At 64.9% G+C, this 18,970-nt stretch carries 14 protein-coding genes and 1 tRNA gene; 5 read left to right on the forward strand and 10 right to left on the reverse strand.

What is annotated here, in order from left to right:
- Positions 1-4: 4 nt before the first annotated feature.
- Positions 5-1,756, forward strand: a complete 1,752-nt coding sequence (locus OKW87_RS08550; protein WP_265543910.1) for an asparagine synthase-related protein — start codon at positions 5-7, stop codon at positions 1,754-1,756.
- On the opposite strand, the gene OKW87_RS08555 is transcribed toward OKW87_RS08550, so the two are convergent.
- The 5 genes from OKW87_RS08555 to OKW87_RS08575 form a co-directional block, all read right to left on the reverse strand.
- A complete protein-coding gene (locus OKW87_RS08555; protein WP_265543913.1) occupies positions 1,738-4,110 on the reverse strand; it encodes an alpha/beta hydrolase family protein in 2,373 nt (790 codons plus the stop codon). The two genes, OKW87_RS08550 and OKW87_RS08555, sit on opposite strands and share 19 nt — an antisense overlap.
- Positions 4,111-4,176: 66 nt before the next feature.
- Positions 4,177-7,107 carry a TonB-dependent receptor gene (locus OKW87_RS08560; protein ID WP_265543916.1) on the reverse strand — a complete coding sequence of 977 codons (2,931 nt, stop codon included), beginning with the start codon at positions 7,105-7,107 and terminating at the stop codon, positions 4,177-4,179.
- Between the two features lie 349 nt (positions 7,108-7,456).
- The gene (locus OKW87_RS08565; RefSeq protein WP_265543918.1) at positions 7,457-7,906 is read right to left on the reverse strand and encodes an XRE family transcriptional regulator; all 450 of its coding nucleotides are present in this window, start codon (positions 7,904-7,906) and stop codon (positions 7,457-7,459) included.
- A gap of 138 nt (positions 7,907-8,044) precedes the next feature.
- Positions 8,045-9,025 carry a FecR family protein gene (locus OKW87_RS08570; protein WP_265543920.1) on the reverse strand — a complete coding sequence of 327 codons (981 nt, stop codon included), beginning with the start codon at positions 9,023-9,025 and terminating at the stop codon, positions 8,045-8,047.
- Between the two features lie 11 nt (positions 9,026-9,036).
- On the reverse strand, positions 9,037-9,558 hold the full coding sequence (locus OKW87_RS08575; RefSeq protein WP_265543922.1) for an RNA polymerase sigma factor: 522 nt from the start codon (positions 9,556-9,558) through the stop codon (positions 9,037-9,039).
- 519 nt (positions 9,559-10,077) lie between these two features.
- Between OKW87_RS08575 and OKW87_RS08580 the strand changes: the two genes are divergently transcribed.
- Positions 10,078-11,403 carry a hypothetical protein gene (locus OKW87_RS08580; RefSeq protein ID WP_265543923.1) on the forward strand — a complete coding sequence of 442 codons (1,326 nt, stop codon included), beginning with the start codon at positions 10,078-10,080 and terminating at the stop codon, positions 11,401-11,403.
- Between the two features lie 43 nt (positions 11,404-11,446).
- On the opposite strand, the gene OKW87_RS08585 is transcribed toward OKW87_RS08580, so the two are convergent.
- The 5 genes from OKW87_RS08585 to OKW87_RS08605 all read right to left on the reverse strand — a co-directional run bounded on the left by OKW87_RS08585 (position 11,447) and on the right by OKW87_RS08605 (position 14,870).
- A tRNA-Ala gene (locus OKW87_RS08585) sits at positions 11,447-11,522 on the reverse strand.
- 75 nt (positions 11,523-11,597) lie between these two features.
- Positions 11,598-12,554: an alpha/beta fold hydrolase gene (locus OKW87_RS08590; RefSeq protein ID WP_265543925.1), complete on the reverse strand. Its 957-nt coding sequence runs from the start codon at positions 12,552-12,554 to the stop codon at positions 11,598-11,600.
- Positions 12,551-12,760, reverse strand: coding sequence for a helix-turn-helix transcriptional regulator (locus tag OKW87_RS08595; RefSeq protein WP_265543927.1), 210 nt, complete (start codon positions 12,758-12,760; stop codon positions 12,551-12,553). The genes OKW87_RS08590 and OKW87_RS08595 overlap by 4 nt, the downstream gene beginning before the upstream one ends.
- Positions 12,757-13,185 carry a hypothetical protein gene (locus OKW87_RS08600; RefSeq protein WP_265543929.1) on the reverse strand — a complete coding sequence of 143 codons (429 nt, stop codon included), beginning with the start codon at positions 13,183-13,185 and terminating at the stop codon, positions 12,757-12,759. Before OKW87_RS08600 ends, OKW87_RS08595 begins: the two co-directional genes overlap by 4 nt.
- A 287-nt stretch (positions 13,186-13,472) precedes the next feature.
- Positions 13,473-14,870: a UDP-N-acetylmuramate--L-alanine ligase gene (locus OKW87_RS08605; RefSeq protein ID WP_265543930.1), complete on the reverse strand. Its 1,398-nt coding sequence runs from the start codon at positions 14,868-14,870 to the stop codon at positions 13,473-13,475.
- A 177-nt stretch (positions 14,871-15,047) separates the two neighbouring features.
- On the opposite strand from OKW87_RS08605, the gene OKW87_RS08610 reads away from it, so the two are divergent.
- From OKW87_RS08610 to infC, 3 genes are all read left to right on the forward strand, one after another.
- Positions 15,048-15,881: an LD-carboxypeptidase gene (locus tag OKW87_RS08610; protein WP_265543932.1), complete on the forward strand. Its 834-nt coding sequence runs from the start codon at positions 15,048-15,050 to the stop codon at positions 15,879-15,881.
- Positions 15,882-16,033: 152 nt separating this feature from the next.
- Positions 16,034-18,037: a threonine--tRNA ligase gene (gene thrS, locus OKW87_RS08615; protein WP_265543935.1), complete on the forward strand. Its 2,004-nt coding sequence runs from the start codon at positions 16,034-16,036 to the stop codon at positions 18,035-18,037.
- A 287-nt stretch (positions 18,038-18,324) separates the two neighbouring features.
- Complete coding sequence (gene infC / locus OKW87_RS08620) at positions 18,325-18,858, forward strand: translation initiation factor IF-3 (RefSeq protein WP_265538604.1); 534 nt, start codon at positions 18,325-18,327, stop codon at positions 18,856-18,858.
- The last annotated feature ends 112 nt before the right edge of the window (positions 18,859-18,970 follow it).

Raw genomic sequence — 18,970 nt, forward strand, 5'->3', positions numbered from 1 at the left:
GTGGATGCCCCCGGCCTTCTTCATCCTGCGACATGGGCATGCGGGCGGGCCGCCGGACGGCGCGGATAGGTTCGCCGATGCCATTCTCCGGGAATTCCCGGGCGTGACGCGCGTCATCGACAATGGAGTCATCCTCGCGCTGGCCGCGCCGGGACACCTGCAGAGCATCGATGGCGAGACGCCGAACTGGATTTTGGGCGACGTTTGTCCTTCGGGCGGACTGGCTATGTATCGGAGCGCGGCGAGGACCACGCCCGACGGGAGGTCAGCGGCTCTCGCGCGGACCCTGACCCGCACGTGCTGGGGCAGCTATGTCGCTCTCCTGGGCGACGGCGCGGATGCATTTGTCCTGCGCGATCCCTCGGGGGGCGTGCCGCTCTTCGTGCTGGGCGGCCGCGGCATCACCATCGCAGCAACGGCGCTGACACCTCGTCTGCTGCGCGCGGCAGGGCTTCCGCCCGATCCCGACCTTAACAATGTCGCGCACGTCCTCGCCCATCCCCCGGCGGCCGCGCACCTGTCGCTTCTGAAGGGCATCTCGATTGTCACGCCCGGCGATGCCGTACTCCTTGCAGAGCCCGAGCGAAGGGAGACGGTCTGGTCGCCCGCCAGCATCGCCGCGACGCCACAGCCTCTGACCCCCGGGGACATCCTCGCCACATTGGATGCGGTCACCGGCAAGTTCGCGACCGACAAATTGACGGGCGTGGAGCTATCGGGCGGCTTCGATTCCTCGAGCGTATTCGCAAGCCTCGCAGCAACTGGCCGGCGTATGCGCCCCTTCAACGTGGCAACCGCCTCGAGTGCTGGCGACGAGCGGAACTTTGCCCGCTCGGTCGCAGCCCGATGGAGCACACCACTCAGGGAGTTCGAAGCCGGGGCCGCACTTCCGGACTATGGGCCGCTTCTCGACCTCCACCATGAAGTGCAACCCGCGCTCACCGGACTGGACAGCGTGTTCGCAGCCGCGCGCGAGACGTTCGCCGCCGAGGAGAAGCTGGACCTGGTGATGACCGGACAAGGCGGCGACGCCTTGTTCTTCCAGCTGCCAACCCGGCTTGTCGCCGTCGACAGACTGCAAGCACAGGGACTACGCGGGCTCGCTGTCACCAAGCTGCGCGACGATGCGGTCCGCAGCGGATCCTCGATCTGGAGCGTCGCCGCGACGGCCATGGGCGTGCGTATGGAAGCGGATCGGGACGCGCTGCCGCCGCTCACGCCGCACCTGCTCGGGCATGTCTCGCTTGGGGCACTCCAGCGCCCAGCGCCGACCCATCCATGGCTTTCCCAAGGGGGCAAGTTGCCGCCGGCAAAACGCCGACACCTGATGATGCTCGCCAACTCGCAGCTGGTCCACGGTCCCCGCCTCTTCCACCCGAGCGCGCCGCTCCATCATCCCCTCCTGGCCCAGCCGCTCGTCGAGCGCCTCCTCGCATGCCCGGTGCACCTGCTGGCCAAGGGGCCCCTCGACCGGGGCCTCGCCCGCGACGCCATGCGCGACAGGCTTTCCGAGGCGGTCCTCCATCGTCGCAGCAAGGGAGAAGCATCGGATCACTATGCCCGCGCGGTGCTGCACAACCGCGACTGGCTGCTGAGCGTATTGCTGGATGGTGCCCTCGCGCGCGCCGGTCTCATCGACCGGCAGGCCGTGGAACAAGCGCTTCAGATTGAGCAGATTGCAATCAGCACCGATTATCGAGCTTTCGCCGTCTATGCCTGTCTCGAGGCCTGGCTGCGCTACTGGACCGCTGATTGAGCGCGGCTACCCGTCTCGTCCCGAAGCGCCTTGGCAAGGAAGGCAAGAATGGTATCCCATTGCAGGCGCAGATTGGCGGGGCTCTGGACTACGTGCCCCTCGCCGTAAAAGCGCAGCAAGGTCGCATCCCGCCCCATGCGATTGAGGCTGACGAACAAGCGTTCAGCCTGCTCCATCGGCACATAATCGATGTCTCCCCCGATGAGCAGCAGCGGCGCGGTGATTCGCTCAGCTTCCAGGAAACTGCTCGCCTGCCGGTAGCGTGTTGGATCGATCCAGGGTGGCGCGCCGAACTGCCCCTGTCCGGTCTCATACCAAGCGGCGGCTGCTTCGAGCGGCACGCCTTCCCCCAGCACGACGCGCTGGGCGGGCGGTACGGTGCCGTAAGCCGACCCCGGATCACTCAGGCCGCTGGCCGACACAATCGCTCGAAACCGCTTGCTTTCCGCAGCGAGGGTCAGCGCATTTACACCACCATAGCTGTGTCCGTGCGCGGCCAGCCGTTCGGGATCGACGCGCCCAGTTCCGACCGCGGCGTCGATCGCTGCGTCCACATCACGCACCAACACGCTTTGCGGGGCACCAGGCGGACCTGCAGGCAAGCTGGGCAAGAGCACTGCGTAGCCGTTCGCAACGAGAAGCAGCGCGTTCTTGGCCGAGCCGAAATAGTCGGCACGCGCAGCCGCCGGCAGCGACCGGGTATAAACTGTGCCTTGATAGGGTACGACAACGAGGGGTGACCGCGACGATCCGGCAGGCAGGAGAAGCCAGTCGATCAGCTTCTTGCCGTTGTGGCCCTGTCGCACAAGTGGCAGCGCCTCTGGACGGTCGACGTGGGCGAGATGCGTGGAGATCCGGTCCACGACGATGCGCTTTCGTCCTTTCTCGTGAAGCACGAGATAGCCCACGCCATAGGCGTCGGTTTGCAGCGTGATGGCCGCGCCACCTTTCGGCGATACGGCGAGGAGTTCGTCGCGCTCGCTCAACGGGGCGCTCACCGGCTGGCCTGCTTCAAAGCCAAAATATGCCGTGATGCGGTTCCCATCGCGGCACCCGAGAACCGGGCTCGGCGGCCTCCGAACGGCGCGGATGCCGGTGCTCGAGTCGTCCAGATATTCGAGGCCGCTGCGCACGATGGCGCATCGATGGATACGCTTCAACGCGCCGGAGCGGTCGAGCCGCCACAGGGAATTTCCGCCTGCGGCCAGCCAAGCCGCCTTAAAGTCCCCGGCAACCAGGCGCGCGCTCCGCTCGATGCCGACCCGCAAGGCGCCATCACCCTGCCCCAGCATCCAAGAGCCGTCCTCTGCCTGGAACAGAAGACGCTCCCCGAGCCAGAGCGCGGACTTCGCCGGGCCCAGCGTCCCAATGTCCAGCGCAGACCTCCCGGCGCCAATTAGCCGCAGCGCCATTGCGCTCCATGGTTCACCATCGAGGCGGCTTAAGAAGACAAGCGCACCGAGCCTAGAGATCTCGACGCTTCTCGCCATGACATCGCAGCGCCCGCAGGGCTGCGAAACGGTTCCGGAACGCAGATTGAGCAACAGCAGACGACGGCGGCGGGGCTCGTAGTTTGCAGTAATTGGGACGCCGCTGTCAGGTTGAACCGCTTCTCCACGGACGAGAATCGCGACCCGGTTGTCTCCCTGTGTCGCGACAAACTCATCTGCAGCGCCAGTGAATAGAACGCGCGCCTCTCCGCTCTCGACATCCACCACCACGAGCTCTCGGATTTCCCGGGACCGCGCTTCTGAAATGCCCCGCAAACGCGCCAGATCGGCAGACGCTAGCTTGCCCTCTGCGGCTGCGGCCCACCGCGCGGTGATCGTCTTTTGAACCACGCCGGGGTGATCGAGAACAAATGGAAGTCGCTCCTCCTTGAATCGCAGATAGAGGATACGATGCGAATCCAGCCACACCGGCGCCGGCGCTGCGAGGGGAAGATCGGGCGCGCCCTCCAGCCAGCGGACGCTGCCGCGCTTAAGATCGGCGACGCCTAGGCGCAGCCGATCCTGTTGCAGCCGGTATACGGTGAGCTTTGCGCCCGATCGCGAAAAGCCGCCGGCCCAATAACCGGCATCTGCCTCTTGGTGGAATGCCGGCCGAAGTGCGTGCGACGTCCCGAGGTCGAGACGCAGAACCTGCGAGTTCATCCGTTGCACCAAGTAGCCATAGGAGTAGCGCGAGGCGCTGTCATAGGCGCCCCGGCGCTCGACGATCGCCGACCGTCCGTCCGGCGCTATCAGCATCTGACCATAGCTCTCGAGCTTGAGCATATCCTCAAGCGTGTAGGGGCGCGCGGAGGCGGCCGAAGCGAGGCACAGAAGAGCCAGGCCCGCGAGGAAGGCTCGCATGACGATGTTCCTTCGAAAGGGTGGGCTGGACGCCGCTGCGCTAGGTCGCAGCGGCGTCCCTCGGGATCACCAGGTCTTCGAGACCTGAACCGAGATCAGGCGACCGAGTACATCCGCGTTGGCCGGATCGTAGCCCACGCCGGCGGCGCGGTTCACGAAAGGGGGCGAGCGGTCGAACAGGTTTCTGGCGTCAAGAGACAGGGTGAACCCCCTGGCCGACTGCGGTGTCGCGCGAAGCTGCAAGTCGAACGTCAGCCAGGCCGGAACCCTCCGCGAGGGTACGCTGTCGATGTCGCGGTAGCTCCCGACATAGGTCGCTGACAGGGTCGCGCCGAAGCCACCGTCCGACCAGTCGAGGCTGGATCGGCTCTTGAACCGCGCCGGATAACCCACCGTCGAAACCAGACCGAGCGTCGGAGCCGTAGGGGTGATCTGCTGCGAATACCGAAAAAGGTACGAGGCTCCGGCAGTCGCAGAAATGGTGCCCGCGCCCAACGCCATGTTCGCATCTACTTCCACATCGAGGCCTTCGACTTCCACCTTGGATGTGTTCACATACCGGCCATCGACGATTGCTCGGTATGAGTTGATAGGAAGTGCGTCGACATCGACTGCGCCGGGATCGGCTAGAAGCGTCTGCACCCTTGCGAGATCCGCCGGATTCGTCACGGGATCGAGCCGCTCCACGAAAGGGGAAAGCGATGCGTCGGTCAGCGCCGTCAGGATCGACTGCAGCGCGGGCCGATCGATCCTGTTCACGAAACGCGTGCGGAAGTAGTTGATGTCGAGGCGCACGCGCCGGCTCATCTGAAAGGCGAGGCCGCCAGTAATCGTGTCCGCAGTCTCGGGTTTAAGGGCTGGGTTGCCACCGCTCAGGAACAGGACCGGAGTGGTGGTGCCGGCGCCGGTGGGTAGCAGCGTCGGTGAAACGCCGAACGTGCTGTAGATCTCGGGCAATGCGGGGGCCCGAAACGATCGTCCCCAGCTCGCGCGAAGGCTCAGCGGACCTGCAATCCGCCACGTCGCACCAACCTTGGGCGTCGTCGTCTTGCCGAAATCGCTATACTCTTCGTGGCGAATGGCAGCCGACAGGTCGAGCTTACCAGGCCCCGCGTCCTGCGCCACATCGAAGACCGGAATGCTCAGCTCTCCGAAGACCGCCTTGATCTGCCGGTCGGCGTAGGTCGTGGAGACGGGACGCGGCGCCGTGCCGCTGTCGAAATTGAATCCGCCACTTTCGAGCGTCTCGCCGCGCCAGGCACCCCCCACCGCGAGCCGGAGCGACCCTGCAGGCAAGCGGAGGAGGGGCCCGTCGAGCTTGGCGACCGCAGTAGCGAGAGAACTGCGCCCGGTGCTGCCCGAAACGCCGGACCCTATGAAACGCAGAACGCTTTGCGAGTTGGACATGCCGGAACCGAAAGGATTGAAATAGCCATCGCGCGCAGCGCGAAATTGTGTCGCCGGATTGTCCGGCGCCGTGCCGAGCGCTTCGGAAAGCGCGCTGGAGTTGATCTTGTTGCTGGTTGTGCTGCCCGAGCGCTCCCGACTGTGCAGGAAATAGGCATCGAGCTGCCAGCCGCTCCAGATGTCCGCAGTCATGCCGCCGGTGATGCTGGCTGCATCGACCCAGCCTCGCGCATCGATCGGGCCCAGATCATCACCGAAGGAATAGGCGATGATCGTGGCCGGCGTGCCGTCGGGGCTCGCGAAATAGGGATTGGCGGCCGTCACGGCGATCGTCGCGGTCGAAGGCGGCAACGCGTAGGAAAAGCGCCGCCGTGCCCAGCGTCCCTCGAGAAAGAACTCGATGCCCGACGCTACCTCCTGATCACCTCGAACATAAACGGAGTGACGTTCCTGCAGGGGCAGCGTGTCGGTGAGCTCGAACTGGCTCTCTAGGTTGCGGCCGGGTGTGAAGTCCTGCCGCGACGGTCGATCGGTCGAGGCGGGGATCGCAAACGCCGGGACATAGGCACGCGCGACCGTATCATATCGTAGAACCGTGCCAGGAGCCGACAGGTAGGAACGCCAGTCGCTTCCGCCCAACGGGCGCAGATCCGCCGAACGCGTGACCGCGCGCTCGCTGGAGGCAAGTGAGCCGCGCCGGTCATACTCGTAGGCGACCAGGACACCGCCACCCCCCCACCGCACACCCGCAAGCTGGCTCGCCTGGTAGTTCGCCGGCGCGCCGCTCGTGCCGATGCCGGAGCGCAGTCGCGTGTCTGCGCCCTCATAATCCTGCTTGAGAATGATGTTGACGACGCCACCGATCGCATCGGAACCGTAAATCGCCGATGCCCCGTCCTTCAGGACCTCGATCCGTTCCACTGCCGCGAGCGGGATCGTCGAGAGGTCGGAATAGTCGCCCCGCCCGCCCGAGCCGGCCTGGCGCCGCCCGTTAACCAGGGTCAATGTCGCATCGCTCCCAAGACCGCGCAGGTTCGGCGACGAGGCTAGCGAATAGTTGAGGCTGGAGCGGTCAAGGATTCCCAGCGTCGCCGCGTCGCTGCCGGTCGCTCCGGAATTTTGCGGCAGGAGCGATACGACATCGGCGACGCTCGCCCGGGTGGAGCGGTCGATTGCCCGGCGATCGATGGTCGTAACGGAAGCACCCGCCGGCATCGCTCCTCGGATGGTGGTGCCTGTCACGACGATCGGTTCCGAGGCCTGCGCGGCCGCCTCCATATCTCGGCCCTGGACCGGGGCAATCTCGCTGACCTGCGCAGCATCGCCCGCCGCCGAGATGACGATAACATCGGGCCGCACATGCTCGACCCGCACGGTTACGCCGTTCAGCAAAAGCGCGAGAGCGGTATCCGCATCATATGTCCCGATCAACTTTGGCGCGGGTCGGCCGGCGACCGTTTCCGGGCGGAATATGATCTGCCGGCCGGTGATCCTCGAATATTGCCGCAGGGCCGCGTCCAGTGAGAGGCCGCTCAGCGAAAAGCGATAGCTCTGCGCGGCCTGCGCCTGAACGCTGTCGAGAGGGATCATTGCCGCCCCGCTCAACAGGCTCGCCGCAACCGGGAGTATCCACCGCGCTGTCTTTGCCCTGCCCATCTTCATCCTTCGTCCCCCTGTGATTCCGGGGGGGGCGAGAAGCTCTACGTATCGCCGGCCTCCCCGATCATGAAGGAAACGCCGCAGAACCCGCTCACCCCTAACGGCCGAGAGAATTTCTTTGCATGGGCGACCGCGGCGATCGCGGGCACGGGCGGACTTTTTTCTTTCTTCGCGGGTCGCGTGCTGGCTACAGAGGCGCCCAAGTGTCGCTGGCACCCGAAAATCCGCAAGAACCTTGCGGGAAGCACGCAGAGTGGAAGCGAATCGGCCGTATCGTCGCTCAGTCGTCCCCAGAGCCCTTGGGTCCGTCGTTGAGCCACCGGCCAAGCATCGGAGCCTTTTCGTTCAGCCAGGTTTCGGCGAATTGGTCCCGCTTGCGCACATGCTGCGTCAGATCGTTGCGGACCCGGGTGAAGGCGCCGATCAGCGCCCCCGGCTCGAGAAAGACGATGTCGTCGCCGAGATCTTCGTCGAGTTCCTTCATGGTGATCATCAAAATCGTCATCAGCTTATTGTCGGCACAACGAAGCGCGAACTCAGGCGAATTGAGAGGGCCGCTTGCCAGGAGCGCCCACCCGTCGGTGTCGGTCGCGCGCGCAAATGCCATCACGCGCTCGAAGCTTACACGACCTTTTCCGCTCTCCAGATATTCGTATGAGCGCAGCGGCATCTTCATTTCGCGCGCTATATCGTTGACGCGCAGCCGCCGGGCGCGGCGAATGAGGCGCATCGTCGCGCCAATCGTTGCCGCGCTTATGTCTCCGGGATGCTTTGCGACATCGCGAGCCGGTTCGGTGCCGTCGCCCTCAGCCAACCGAGATGCTCCACGCTCGATGCACGCAGTCGATCAGAAACTCGCTGGTGGGCTTCATCGGCGCTCCGACAAACGAATGGTGCCGCTCTCGTCGACCGTTTTCTGCAAGGGCAGCAGCGCGGTCACCGCAGCGGCGAACGCGTCCTCGTCTCCGGCGAGAAAAGCACCGGAAATGCGCGTCTGCGCCTGCGCAGGAGCATCTAGGACGATGGGCTTGCTGGTGTATCGGTTGATCTCGGCGATGGCGCTCGCCAGCGGCACATCTCGTAGATCCACCTTGCCATTGATCCAGCTCGTCGCGACGGCCGGATCGCTGCGCCGTATCCCAACGCGCACGGCGCCGCTCTCCATTGTTTCGCCCGGATGCTCCAGCGTCGCCGGCGACGACGCATGTGCCGACACGACCGACACGCGCCCCTCAACCAGTGTGACGCGGACCTGGTCACCGTCGCGGCGCACCTCGAAGACCGTTCCAAGCGCAGTGACGCTGGTGCCATCCGACGTCACCTTGAAGGGGCGCTGCGGGTCATGCGCCACCTCGAACATCGCCTGGCCACGTTCCAATTCTACGCGGCGCTCGCCTCTAGCCAAGCGCACCGAAAGGCTTGTCGCGGTGTTGAGCGTCAGCCGGCTTCCATCCTCTAACTCCACCACAAGCCGTTCACCTACGCCGGTGCGATAGGTCGCCGGCTGGTTCGTAATCGCCCATGCCGTCACCATCACTGCAAGCGCAGCGAAGGCGCCGGGAATCCACAGCAGTCTCGCTCGGCCGCGCAAGAGGCCAAGTATGTAAGTGCCAAAGGACATCCGCTGGCTCTTTACACTCCGCAGGGCTCGCATGATGTCCGGATCGCGGGATAGTCCGGACGCCTGACCCCAGATGTTGTCGAGTTCGGCGAAGGCGCGTTCATGGCTGGGATTGCTTCGCCAGGCGTAAAAGCGTTCGAGTTCGTCATGGGTGACGGCACGCGACTGAAGTCGCGCGTACCATTCGGCAGCCTCGAGGCGGGCATCTTGATCCTTTGCGCTCGACATCCCGGACAGCATCACTCTGCGATCCGATCCGCGCAATAGGCGAGCGCCTTGGCAAGCCTCCACTCGACGGTTTTGATCGAAATGCCCAGACGCGTCGCGATTTCAGCTTGGCTCAGCGGCGTAAACCTGACGAGCAGGAACACGTCGCGTTGTGGCGCGGGCATTCCAAGCACGATCTGCTTGAGGACCAGCATATGATGCTGGTCTGCTTCGCTGGGCCCGCCCTCTCCTCCTTCGACGCCAAATGCCTTATAGCCAGCCCTCTCCCGAGCATTTGCCCGAAAACGATCCTTGATGAGGTTGCCAAGGATGCGTGCCAGCAGGGAGCGCGGTTCGAGACGCGCCTTGGCGGGATAGCGAGAGGCCCGTATGTAAGTCTCCTGCACAAGATCCTCGGCGTCTTCCGATCGACCCAAACGGCGACGCGCTAAATTCGCCAGCCACGGGGCGTGCGCGCGGTAGTCGCGCTCCAGCGCGGCACGCTCGAGCCCCTCGGTGGTTCGCGAATGATCCTGCGCTCTTTTTGCCGTCACGGTCTTGCCTCCTCGATGACAAGGGAGTGGAAAGACAAACGTGTGAGGGCGACGGCCGCGCGAAGACGCGCGCGCTCGATGTGAAAGCATGGGCACTACCCGCTTCCAGCTGTTCCCGACACAAGGGTTTCCACACCCTGCACCCGGCCGGCGCCGCGTGCTTATCAAGCCTGACTCAGGCAAATCCCGCGGGCAAGCCCGGCGGAGGGGGGGCGGGCGTTGGAAACCCATTGTGAGGGTCCGCTATTTGCGATCGCGCCACGCCAACGCTCGATGAGCCCCCCAGCACTCAGGCACGATCCCTATTTCACGGCGCCCGCCAACCTCAGACTAGCAATAGCCGGGTCAGCGGACAAACATCCGGCTCGGTGGAATGCGTAGGAACGAGCGAATCAATCTCCGATGTCGCAATGGTCAGTAGGCCGACTGCGCGCTGAGGGCTGGGCGCTGCAGAGCGCATGGCCGCGAGGAAGGTCAATCGAAGGGAAGTTGCCGACACGGTTTGTCGGAGGAAAATACATGAAGTCGGAAAGTGCCCTCAGGGTGCAGTTGGGCCCCTACTGGCTTTGGTACAGGCGTGATCGCGACGACTGGCAAATCTGCTGGCTCGACCGTCGTGCGGTCCGCCGTCGCAGCACCGGCATCAAGGGGGCGGGAGTCACCCCGCCCCGCGAAGCTCAGGCAGCGCTGGGGAAGCATTTTCTGGAGAACCAGCGACCAGAAACGGGTTTTCAGGATCCCTCAGAACTGACGATCGAGGAGATCACCCGACTTTGGCGACGTGATCATGTAGCCTACCTCAAGGCGCCTGAGCGCTACGACCCTTCGATCGCGACGCTTGCTCGCTTCTTTGAGCGTGAGCAGGCACGAGGCACGCTGCGGGGGGCACCCACGATCGCCGACATCCGCACCGGCTTGGTGCGCGCCTTCATCCGCTTTCGTGAGCAGGAGGGCGCAAGTCCCCCCACTATCGCACGCGATCTTGCGGCACTTCGCGGTCCGGTGATGTGGGCGCGCAATGAAAACATGGTCGCCTCGGTCCCGAAGGTCATCGTCCCCGAGGGCAGCAACCGTTCGCGCGAGGATGTCTATACGCCCGAGCAGATTGCCGCGCTCTTAGAGCGGGCAGCGGCGTTGCCGGAAAGGCGACACCTGCTTTTGTATATGGTTATCTCCCTGTCGACGCTCGCACGATCACAAGCGATTTTGGAGCTTGTGGCAGAGACGCAGATCAAGGGCGATCGGATCTACTTCAATGCGCCTGGCCGCCAGCAGACCCGTAAACGCCGCGCCGTGGTGCCGATCGCGCCAACCTTGAGGCCGTGGCTGGAAGGGATCACTGGCAAAGTGATCGTGTATCGCGCGGTCATCTTCGAGGCTGCCCGCGTCTGCGGGGGACCAGACCACTTTCACCATCCGACGGCAGACGTCGGACGTGCGTTCAAGAGTTGCCTAATAGAAGCCGGCCTGAAGCAGCCAGCCCTCGATCTATGTCGCCCCGTCCTTGATGAGCATGGCGTGCCGATCACGCTTCCGCCGCGCCTGAAGCTTCGGGAAAACAAGCCTCGGCCGCTGATGCAAGGCGTGGGCACGCCCAACACGCTGCGTCACTCCTTGCACACGTTCCTCGCATCGAAGGGCGTGCCTTCGGCTCAAGTAAAGACCGCCGCCGGCCACACGACCGAAGACGGCTGCGGCGACAGATACAATCATCTTCGGCCCGAGTATCTGATGGAGTTCGTTGCTGGTATCGAGGCCTTCTGGAGCGAGGTGGGCCGCTTCACTTCGGTACACTTGCGATACCAGAGCGATACCAAAGGGCTAGTTCAGCACCCCGGCCCCTGATGTCAAAAGCCGACTTTCTACAACTATATCAATAACATGCGGTTGGTGGAGCTGAGGGGAATCGAACCCCTGGCCTCTGCAGTGCGATTGCAGCGCTCTCCCATCTGAGCTACAGCCCCGCCGCCTCGTCGGGGCCGGCCCGGGAGGCGCTGCAATTAGCCACCCCCGGACCCCTTTGCAACTCCGTGCGCCCTTCAACCTGCGACGAATGCGGTCAGCAAACTGGCGAACGCCTCGGGCTGATCGAGCATCACGAAATGGCCCGCCTCACCCGGCTCCACAAAACGGATGCGCGGCGTACCGGCATATTCCTTGCGGAAGAAGGCGTCCGCCGGGTCCTTGCGCGGGTAGCTCTGGTTCCAGGCATAGACGATCGTCACCGGCGCGCGGATCGCCGCCAGTTCGGGGCGCATATCGGTGGTCAGGTCCTCGTACATCGCCTGGGCAGCAACGCGCGGATCCGATGCCATCGCCCATGCCTTCATCCTCGCCAGAGTCTCTTCCGGTTTCACCGTCAGCCCGCGCACGTTCGCCTCGGCGGCGGCAGCATCGGCGGGCTTGCCATAGCTCGCGGCGACGGCGTCACGCATCTGCGCCGCGCGCGGCTCGACCATCGCCGGAGTCACTGCTGTGCCCGGAGGCGCCATCAGCACCCCGAAATAGGGCAGCGCGTCGACCACCATCAGCCGGGCCACGCTATCGGGATGGCGCGCGGCGAGCATCAGCCCGACCAGCCCACCCATCGAATGGCCCGCCAGTGCGACGTTCTTGAGCTTGCGACCCTTAATCAGCGTCTGCAGATCGGCGACGATGCCGGAGAGAATGCCGGGCTTGAGGTTGGCGCGCGGGTCGTCGCCAGCGAAGCCATTGACCTGGACGAGGTAGACGGTGTGCGCCCTGGCGAGCTCCGGGACCACGCCGTCCCAGGCGGCGCGGGGGCTGGAAAGGCCGGGGACGAGGATGACCGGGCTGCCCTTGCCGATCACCTGCACCGAGATGTGGTCCATCTGGATCAGCGGCGCCGACACCGCGGTTGCGGCCTGGGCCGGCTGAGCCTGGGCGCTGCTCTGGTGCGGAAACAGCGCCGCCCACAATGCGATCAGGATAGCGAAGAGCGGCAGGCGGCCCTTGCAAAGCTTGACGCGGATCATTGCGAATTCTCCTTGGCGGGATTGGTGAAGATGTCCTCGATCGCCATCTCGAACAGATCGGCGATGCGGAAGGCGAGCGGCAGCGAAGGATCGTAGCGGCCGGTCTCGATGGCGTTGACGCTCTGGCGCGAGACTTCGAGCCGTTCGGCCAGATCCTGCTGGCTCCACGCGCGCTCGGCGCGCAGCACGCGGAGACGGTTCTTCATGCGCTCTCGCCCGCCAGCCGGTCGCGCAAGCTCAGCCCACACTGCACCAGCCCGAAACTCCCGCACCAAAGCGGGAAGGTGAGCATCGTCTCGAAATGCGGGACCACGCCGCCATTTTCGAGGAAGCCCCAAATGGTGGTGACCGCCAGCGTCGCCGCGAGACCGCCGAGCATCGCCGTGACCAACCGCGCGCGCAGAAACTCGTCGGCTTCCTCCGCGAGATAGACGCCCATCACGCCGATCACGGCGAGAAGCGGCAGCGCCGGCAATGCCGACAGGACGACCAGCATCGCGCCCTGGGGCGGATGGAAGCGCATCAGCCAGGTGCACGCAAACAGCACGACGACATAGCTGATCATCGTCGGCATGAAGCGACGGATGTAGCGCCGCTGGGCGGCATTATGACGCTGGCGTAGCGAAAACATGTCAAGCTCCCTTTCGAATCAGTAAAGGAGGCTTTACGTGCACAAAGCGTGCAATGTCAATGTCGCTTTCCACAAGGGAAAGTGTGGTGGACACCGGTCACCCGCGAAGGCAGCAAGCAACGAAGTGGGGCTTCCAGAAAAAACCGCGTTTCGTGATTTTTACGATATTTTCGCGGAACCAAGTCGCCCAAGCCGAGTTATGCCTCCCAGTTCCGAGGGCCAACGGCTTTCCGGGTCTAGGGCTGGGCCTCTTGTCGGGGTCCAGCCCCTCCCCCCAAAATGCTATCTCAGGCGGACAGCTCGTCCAGCATGCTCTGCGCCAGGGTGCTAAGCGTATCGTCGCGCGCTCCCATCACGACGATTCGATCGCCCGGGCGCGCCTGGGCCACCAGGTGCGCAGCCGCCGCCGCGCGATCGGGAAGGTGGATCGCATGCCGCCCGGCTGCCGCGACTTCGCCGGCGATGTCCGCGCTGGTGACCTCGCGCGCCACGGTGCCGCCCTGATAGACCGGGTCGGGCATCACCAGCACATCCTCCGCCGCCATCCGCTCGGCGAACATCGCCACCAGTTCGCGCCGCATCACCCTGAGCGGGCCATAGCCGTGCGGCTGGAACAGCAGCAGCAGCCGCCCCGGAAAGGCGTGGAGCGTCTCGAGCGTGGCCGCGATCTTGTCGGGATTATGCCCGAAATCGTCGATCACCGCGACACCGCGCGCCTCGCCGACCAGTTCGAAACGCCGCTTGAGCCCGACGAAGCCTTCGATCGCGCGCGCCGCATCGAGGAGCGGAACCCCCGCCGCCCGCGCCGCGCCGATCGCCGCCAACGCGTTGGAAACATTGTGCCGACCCGGCACCTGCAACGTGACGCGGACCGGCGCCGCGCCCCGCTCGATCAGGTCGAACGACGCGCCGAACCGCTCCGGCGCGACGTTGCGCGCCACCAGATCGGCCTCGGCCTCGATCGCGAAGGTCGTGAGCCGCCCGGCCGGCAGCGCCATCGCCAGCGCGGCACCCTCGCCATTGTCCAGATTGACTACCGCCGTCCGCGCCTTGGCGATGAAGCCGCCGAACAGGTCGCGCAGCTCCTCCATCGATTTATGGTCGAGGCTGACATTGTTGAGCACTGCGATGTGCGGCGAATAGAGCGCGATCGAACCGTCGCTCTCGTCGACTTCGCTGACGAAGGCGTCGCCCTCGCCCACCAGCGCGCTGGCGAAGGGCGCGTCGGGCGACACGAAATTCTTCATCACCGCGCCGTTCATCACCGTCGGATCGCGCCCACAGGCATGGAGGATCCAGCCGATCATGCCGGTGACGGTCGATTTGCCGCTGGTCCCCGCCACGCCGATCGAAAGCGGCGCGGCGTTGAACAGGCTGGCGAGCAGCTCCGCCCGGCTCCTGCGCTCGGCGCCCAGCGCCGTCGCCGCGACGATGTCGGGCACGCTGTCCTCGACCGCGGCCGAGGCGACGACGATCTGGTCCGACGACACGACCCCGCTGCCGTCCTGCGGAAAGAGCGCCACCCCGGCCTTCGCCAGATAATCGAACTTCGCGGGCAGCCGGCCTGAATCGAGGCTGCGATCCGATCCGGCGACGCGCGCGCCCTGCCCCGCCAGGATCATTGCCAGGGGCATCATGCCCGATCCGCCGATGCCGACGAAGAAGTATGGTTTGCGATGATGCATGGCGTCGCGCTATCGCAGTTTGGGCTGGGGGGGCAAGGGATTGGCCCATATCTCCCCGCCGTCACCCTGAACTTGTTTCAGGGTCCCACCCTCCGCGGGCTATGGTGTCCGTTGTTGCGCGTTGGATGCTGAAACGAGTTCAGCATGGCGGACTGACTTGTTGGGGATTGTACGCAAATGCGCATCGGAGTCGTCGCACCGGCACGGACCGTCAGCAGGGAATCCTCGCTGCGGGTGGCCGGGTTCATGGCGCTCACCTATCCCGAACATGACATCGTCTTCCATCCGCAATGCTATCTGGAAGAGGGCCATTTCGCCGGCTCCGATGCGGTGCGCGCCGCCGCCTTCCTCGAATTCGCCAACGATCCGGGGTTCGACGCGATCTGGTTCGCGCGCGGCGGCTATGGCTCGAACCGCATCCTTCACGAAGTCATGCCCAAGCTCAACGCGTCGGCAGGGCACAAGACCTATGCCGGCTTTTCCGACATGGGGTTCCTGCTCGGCGCACTCTATGCCCGGCGGATCGGCCGCTCGGTCCATGCCTCGATGGCGAGCAGCCTGGGCAGGAATGACCCCGGTGACGCCACCGCCTGGGCGCTGGGCTGGCTGATCGACAAGGATCGCCGCGGGCTCGATCCCAGCCTGGCCGACGGACGCCCGGCGGCCGCGTTCAACCTCTCGATCCTCGATGCGCTGATCGGCACGCCGTGGCTGCCCGATCTCACCGATCACGTGCTGATGATCGAGGAAGTGGGCGAGCCGCTCTATCGGATCGATCGCATGCTCTTCACGATGGCGCACGCCACCCAGCTCCAGGGCATCGCCGGGGTTCGCCTCGGCAAGGTCACCGCCATCACCGACAATGGCGAGCAGGAAGGCAGCTATAGTTTCGGCGAGACGGTGGAGCAGATGATCGTGCGCTGGTGCCGCGAGATGGGCGTGCCCTATCTGGGCGCAGCGGAGATCGGCCATGTGAAGCTCAACCGGGTCGTGCCGTTCGGCATTTTCTGACTGTCTTTCCCCTCCCTGCAAGGCGGGGAGTCGCCGGGCCCAAGGCTCCAAATGCAGCGCTTCCCCGGCGACTTTGGCGCGCCGCTTGCCTATATCGCACCCGCGAAGGCATAAGCCGCGCTCCAATAATCGCCTAGAACGTGAGAATCACCGTGTCCGAGATGTTCCGCATTACGCTGCCCGACGGTTCCGTCCGCGAGGTAGCCCCGGGGACTACCCCGGCGGACATCGCCGCGGCGATCGGTCCGGGCCTCGCCAAGGCGGCGATCGCCGCGCGCGTCGACGGCGAACTGCGCGACATCATGCGCCCGTTCGAGGGCGACGCGCAGCTGGCGCTGGTCACCAGCCGCGACGAGAAGGATGCGCTCGAGCTCGCCCGCCACGATTATGCGCATATCCTTGCCGAAGCGGTGCAGCACCTTTTCCCCGGCACCCAGATCACCTTCGGCCCCTCCACCGACGACGGTTTCTATTATGATTTCGCCCCCAGGGACCGGCAATTCACCGACGAGGACCTGCCCGCGATCGAGGAGGAGATGCGCCGCATCATCGCCCGCGACGAGCCGCTGATCCGCGAAGTCTGGAGCCGCGAGGATCTGATCGCGCGCTGGAAGGCCGAGGGCGAGCGTTTCAAGGCCGAATGGGCCGCCGAACTGCCCGAGGGCGAGGAACTGACCGTCTATCGCGCCGGTAAGGGCGAAAACGCCTGGCTCGACATGTGCCGCGGGCCGCATCTCGCCTCGACCGGCAAGGTCGACCCCCAGGCGTTCAAGCTTACGCGCGTCTCGGGCGCCTATTGGCGCGGCGACCAGAAGAACGCGATGCTCAGCCGCATCTACGGCACCGGCTGGCTCAACAAGAAGCAGCTCGACGCGCACCTCCTCCAGCTCGAGGAAGCCGCCAAGCGCGACCATCGCCGCATCGGCCAGGACATGGACCTGTTCCATCTCCAGTCCGAAGCGCAGGGCTCGGTCTTCTGGCACCCCAAGGGCTTCGTCCTGTGGCGCCAGCTTGAGGCCTATATGCGCCGCCGGCTAGACGCCGCGGGCTATGAGGAGATCAAGACTCCGCAGCTGATGGACGCCCGCCAGTGGGAACAGTCGGGCCATTGGGGCAAATATCGCGAGAATATGTTCGTCGTCCCCGACGAAATCCCCGGCACCGAGGAGGAAGGTCCGGTTCTGACCGGCACCGGCGATCTGATGGCGCTCAAGCCGATGAACTGCCCCGCGCATATCCTGGTCTTCAAGCAGGGCATCAAATCCTATCGCGACCTGCCGATCCGGCTCGCCGAATTCGGCTGCTGCCACCGCAACGAGCCGCACGGCGCGCTCCACGGCATCATGCGCGTCCGCCAGTTCACCCAGGACGACGCGCATATCTTCGTGCGCGAGGACCAGCTGATCGAGGAAGTGAAGAACTTCTGCGACCTGCTCGACAGCGTCTACAAGGACCTCGGCTTCGACCAATATGCCATCAAGCTCGCGCTGCGCCCCGACAAGCGCTTCGGCAGCGAAGAGATGTGGGACTGGTCCGAGCAGAGCCTGCGCGACGCGGTCGAGGCGACCGGCCGCCACACCGCGGAATATGGCTGGGAGGAACTTCCCGGCGAAGGCGCCTTCTACGCCCCCAAGCTCGAATTCCACCTCACCGACGCGATCGGCCGCACCTGGCAGGTCGGCACGATCCAGACCGACACGGTGCTGCCCGAGCGGCTCGACGCGTCCTACGTCGGCGAGGATGGCGAGCGCCACCGCCCGGTGATGCTCCACCGCGCGATCCTCGGCACGTTCGAGCGCTTCATCGGCATATTGATCGAGCATCATGCCGGCCGCTTCCCGCTCTGGCTCTCGCCGGTGCAGGCGGTGGTGGCGACGATCGTCTCCGATGCCGATGACTACGCCCGCGAGGTTGCGGCGAAGCTGGCCGCGGCGGGCATCCGAGTCGAAACCGACCTGCGCAACGAGAAGATCAACTACAAGGTCCGCGAGCATTCGGTCGCCAAGGTCCCGAACCTGCTGGTGATCGGCAAGCGCGAGGCCGAGGAGGGCACGATCGCGCTGCGCGTGCTCGGCAGCCAGGGCCAGCAGATGCTGACGCTGGACGAAGCGGTCGCCAGGCTGGTCGCGGAGGCGACCCCGCCCGATCTGCGCTGAATCCCTCTCCCTTTGGGAGAGGGAGGGAGCCGCGAAGCGGCGGAAGGGTGAGGGCGACCGCGCCTCGCCCTCACCCCTCGCGGCTGCGCCGCTCGACCCTCTCCCAATGGGAGAGGGTAGCAGGCGACGCCCGCCGCCCCGAGCCCCGCACTGTGGCCCGCGCGCATCGCGAACGCCACAAATTGCAGCTTCGTGCGTTCTCCCCCTGTTCGGATGGCCCCACAGGCGCTATCTTGTCGTAGCAACTATTCTCATCAACTATCGGAGCAAGTCTTATACGTCCTCCCATGACCCGGCGCCCTCTGGCACCGCCGCCGATGAACGGCCCCCGCTTCAATGAATTCATTCAGTCGCCCAAGGTCCGCGTGATCGATCAGGACGGCGAGAATCTCGGCGTCATGTACACGCGCGAGGCGATGGAGCAGGCTCAGTCGGTCGGGCTTGACCTTGTCGAAGTGTCGCCCAACGCCGATCCGCCCGTCGCCAAGTTCCTCGACGTCGGCAAGTTCAAGTATGAGGCGCAGAAAAAGGCCAACATCGCGCGCAAGTCGCAGAAGACGCAGGAGGTCAAGGAGATCAAGATGCGTCCGAACATCGACGACCATGATTACGATGTGAAGATGCGCTCGATCCACAAGTTCATCGGCGAGGGCGACAAGGTCAAGGTCACGCTGCGCTTCCGCGGCCGCGAGCTTTCGCACGGCCAGCTCGGCATGGCGCTGCTCAAGCGCGTGCAGGACGATACCGTCGAAGACGCGAAGGTCGAATCCTATCCGCGTATGGAAGGCCGTCAGATGCTGATGGTGCTTTCGCCCAAATAAGGCGCGCGCCGGAATAACCACCCCGGCGTGACCGGGGTGGTAAGCCTTTGATTTATATAGACAATTGTGAAAGCGCCCTGTTAAGCGCTGGGCTAGACAAAGACGCTCTTGG

The organism is Sphingomonas sp. M1-B02, assembly GCF_026167525.1.
GTDB lineage: Bacteria > Pseudomonadota > Alphaproteobacteria > Sphingomonadales > Sphingomonadaceae > Sphingomonas.

What these genes read in the sequence shown, in the direction of transcription:
- OKW87_RS08560 (WP_265543916.1), bottom strand. Translation starts at nt 7,107, where the DNA reads ATGATCCCTCTCGACAGCGTTCAGGCGCAGGCCGCGCAGAGCTATCGC.
- OKW87_RS08580 (WP_265543923.1), top strand. Translation starts at nt 10,078, where the DNA reads ATGAAGTCGGAAAGTGCCCTCAGGGTGCAGTTGGGCCCCTACTGGCTT.
- OKW87_RS08590 (WP_265543925.1), bottom strand. Translation starts at nt 12,554, where the DNA reads ATGATCCGCGTCAAGCTTTGCAAGGGCCGCCTGCCGCTCTTCGCTATC.
- infC (WP_265538604.1), top strand. Translation starts at nt 18,325, where the DNA reads ATGACCCGGCGCCCTCTGGCACCGCCGCCGATGAACGGCCCCCGCTTC.
- OKW87_RS08550 (WP_265543910.1), top strand. Translation starts at nt 5, where the DNA reads ATGCCCCCGGCCTTCTTCATCCTGCGACATGGGCATGCGGGCGGGCCG.
- OKW87_RS08555 (WP_265543913.1), bottom strand. Translation starts at nt 4,110, where the DNA reads ATGCGAGCCTTCCTCGCGGGCCTGGCTCTTCTGTGCCTCGCTTCGGCC.
- OKW87_RS08570 (WP_265543920.1), bottom strand. Translation starts at nt 9,025, where the DNA reads ATGTCGAGCGCAAAGGATCAAGATGCCCGCCTCGAGGCTGCCGAATGG.
- OKW87_RS08610 (WP_265543932.1), top strand. Translation starts at nt 15,048, where the DNA reads ATGCGCATCGGAGTCGTCGCACCGGCACGGACCGTCAGCAGGGAATCC.
- OKW87_RS08565 (WP_265543918.1), bottom strand. Translation starts at nt 7,906, where the DNA reads ATGCGCCTCATTCGCCGCGCCCGGCGGCTGCGCGTCAACGATATAGCG.
- OKW87_RS08605 (WP_265543930.1), bottom strand. Translation starts at nt 14,870, where the DNA reads ATGCATCATCGCAAACCATACTTCTTCGTCGGCATCGGCGGATCGGGC.
- OKW87_RS08595 (WP_265543927.1), bottom strand. Translation starts at nt 12,760, where the DNA reads ATGAAGAACCGTCTCCGCGTGCTGCGCGCCGAGCGCGCGTGGAGCCAG.
- OKW87_RS08600 (WP_265543929.1), bottom strand. Translation starts at nt 13,185, where the DNA reads ATGTTTTCGCTACGCCAGCGTCATAATGCCGCCCAGCGGCGCTACATC.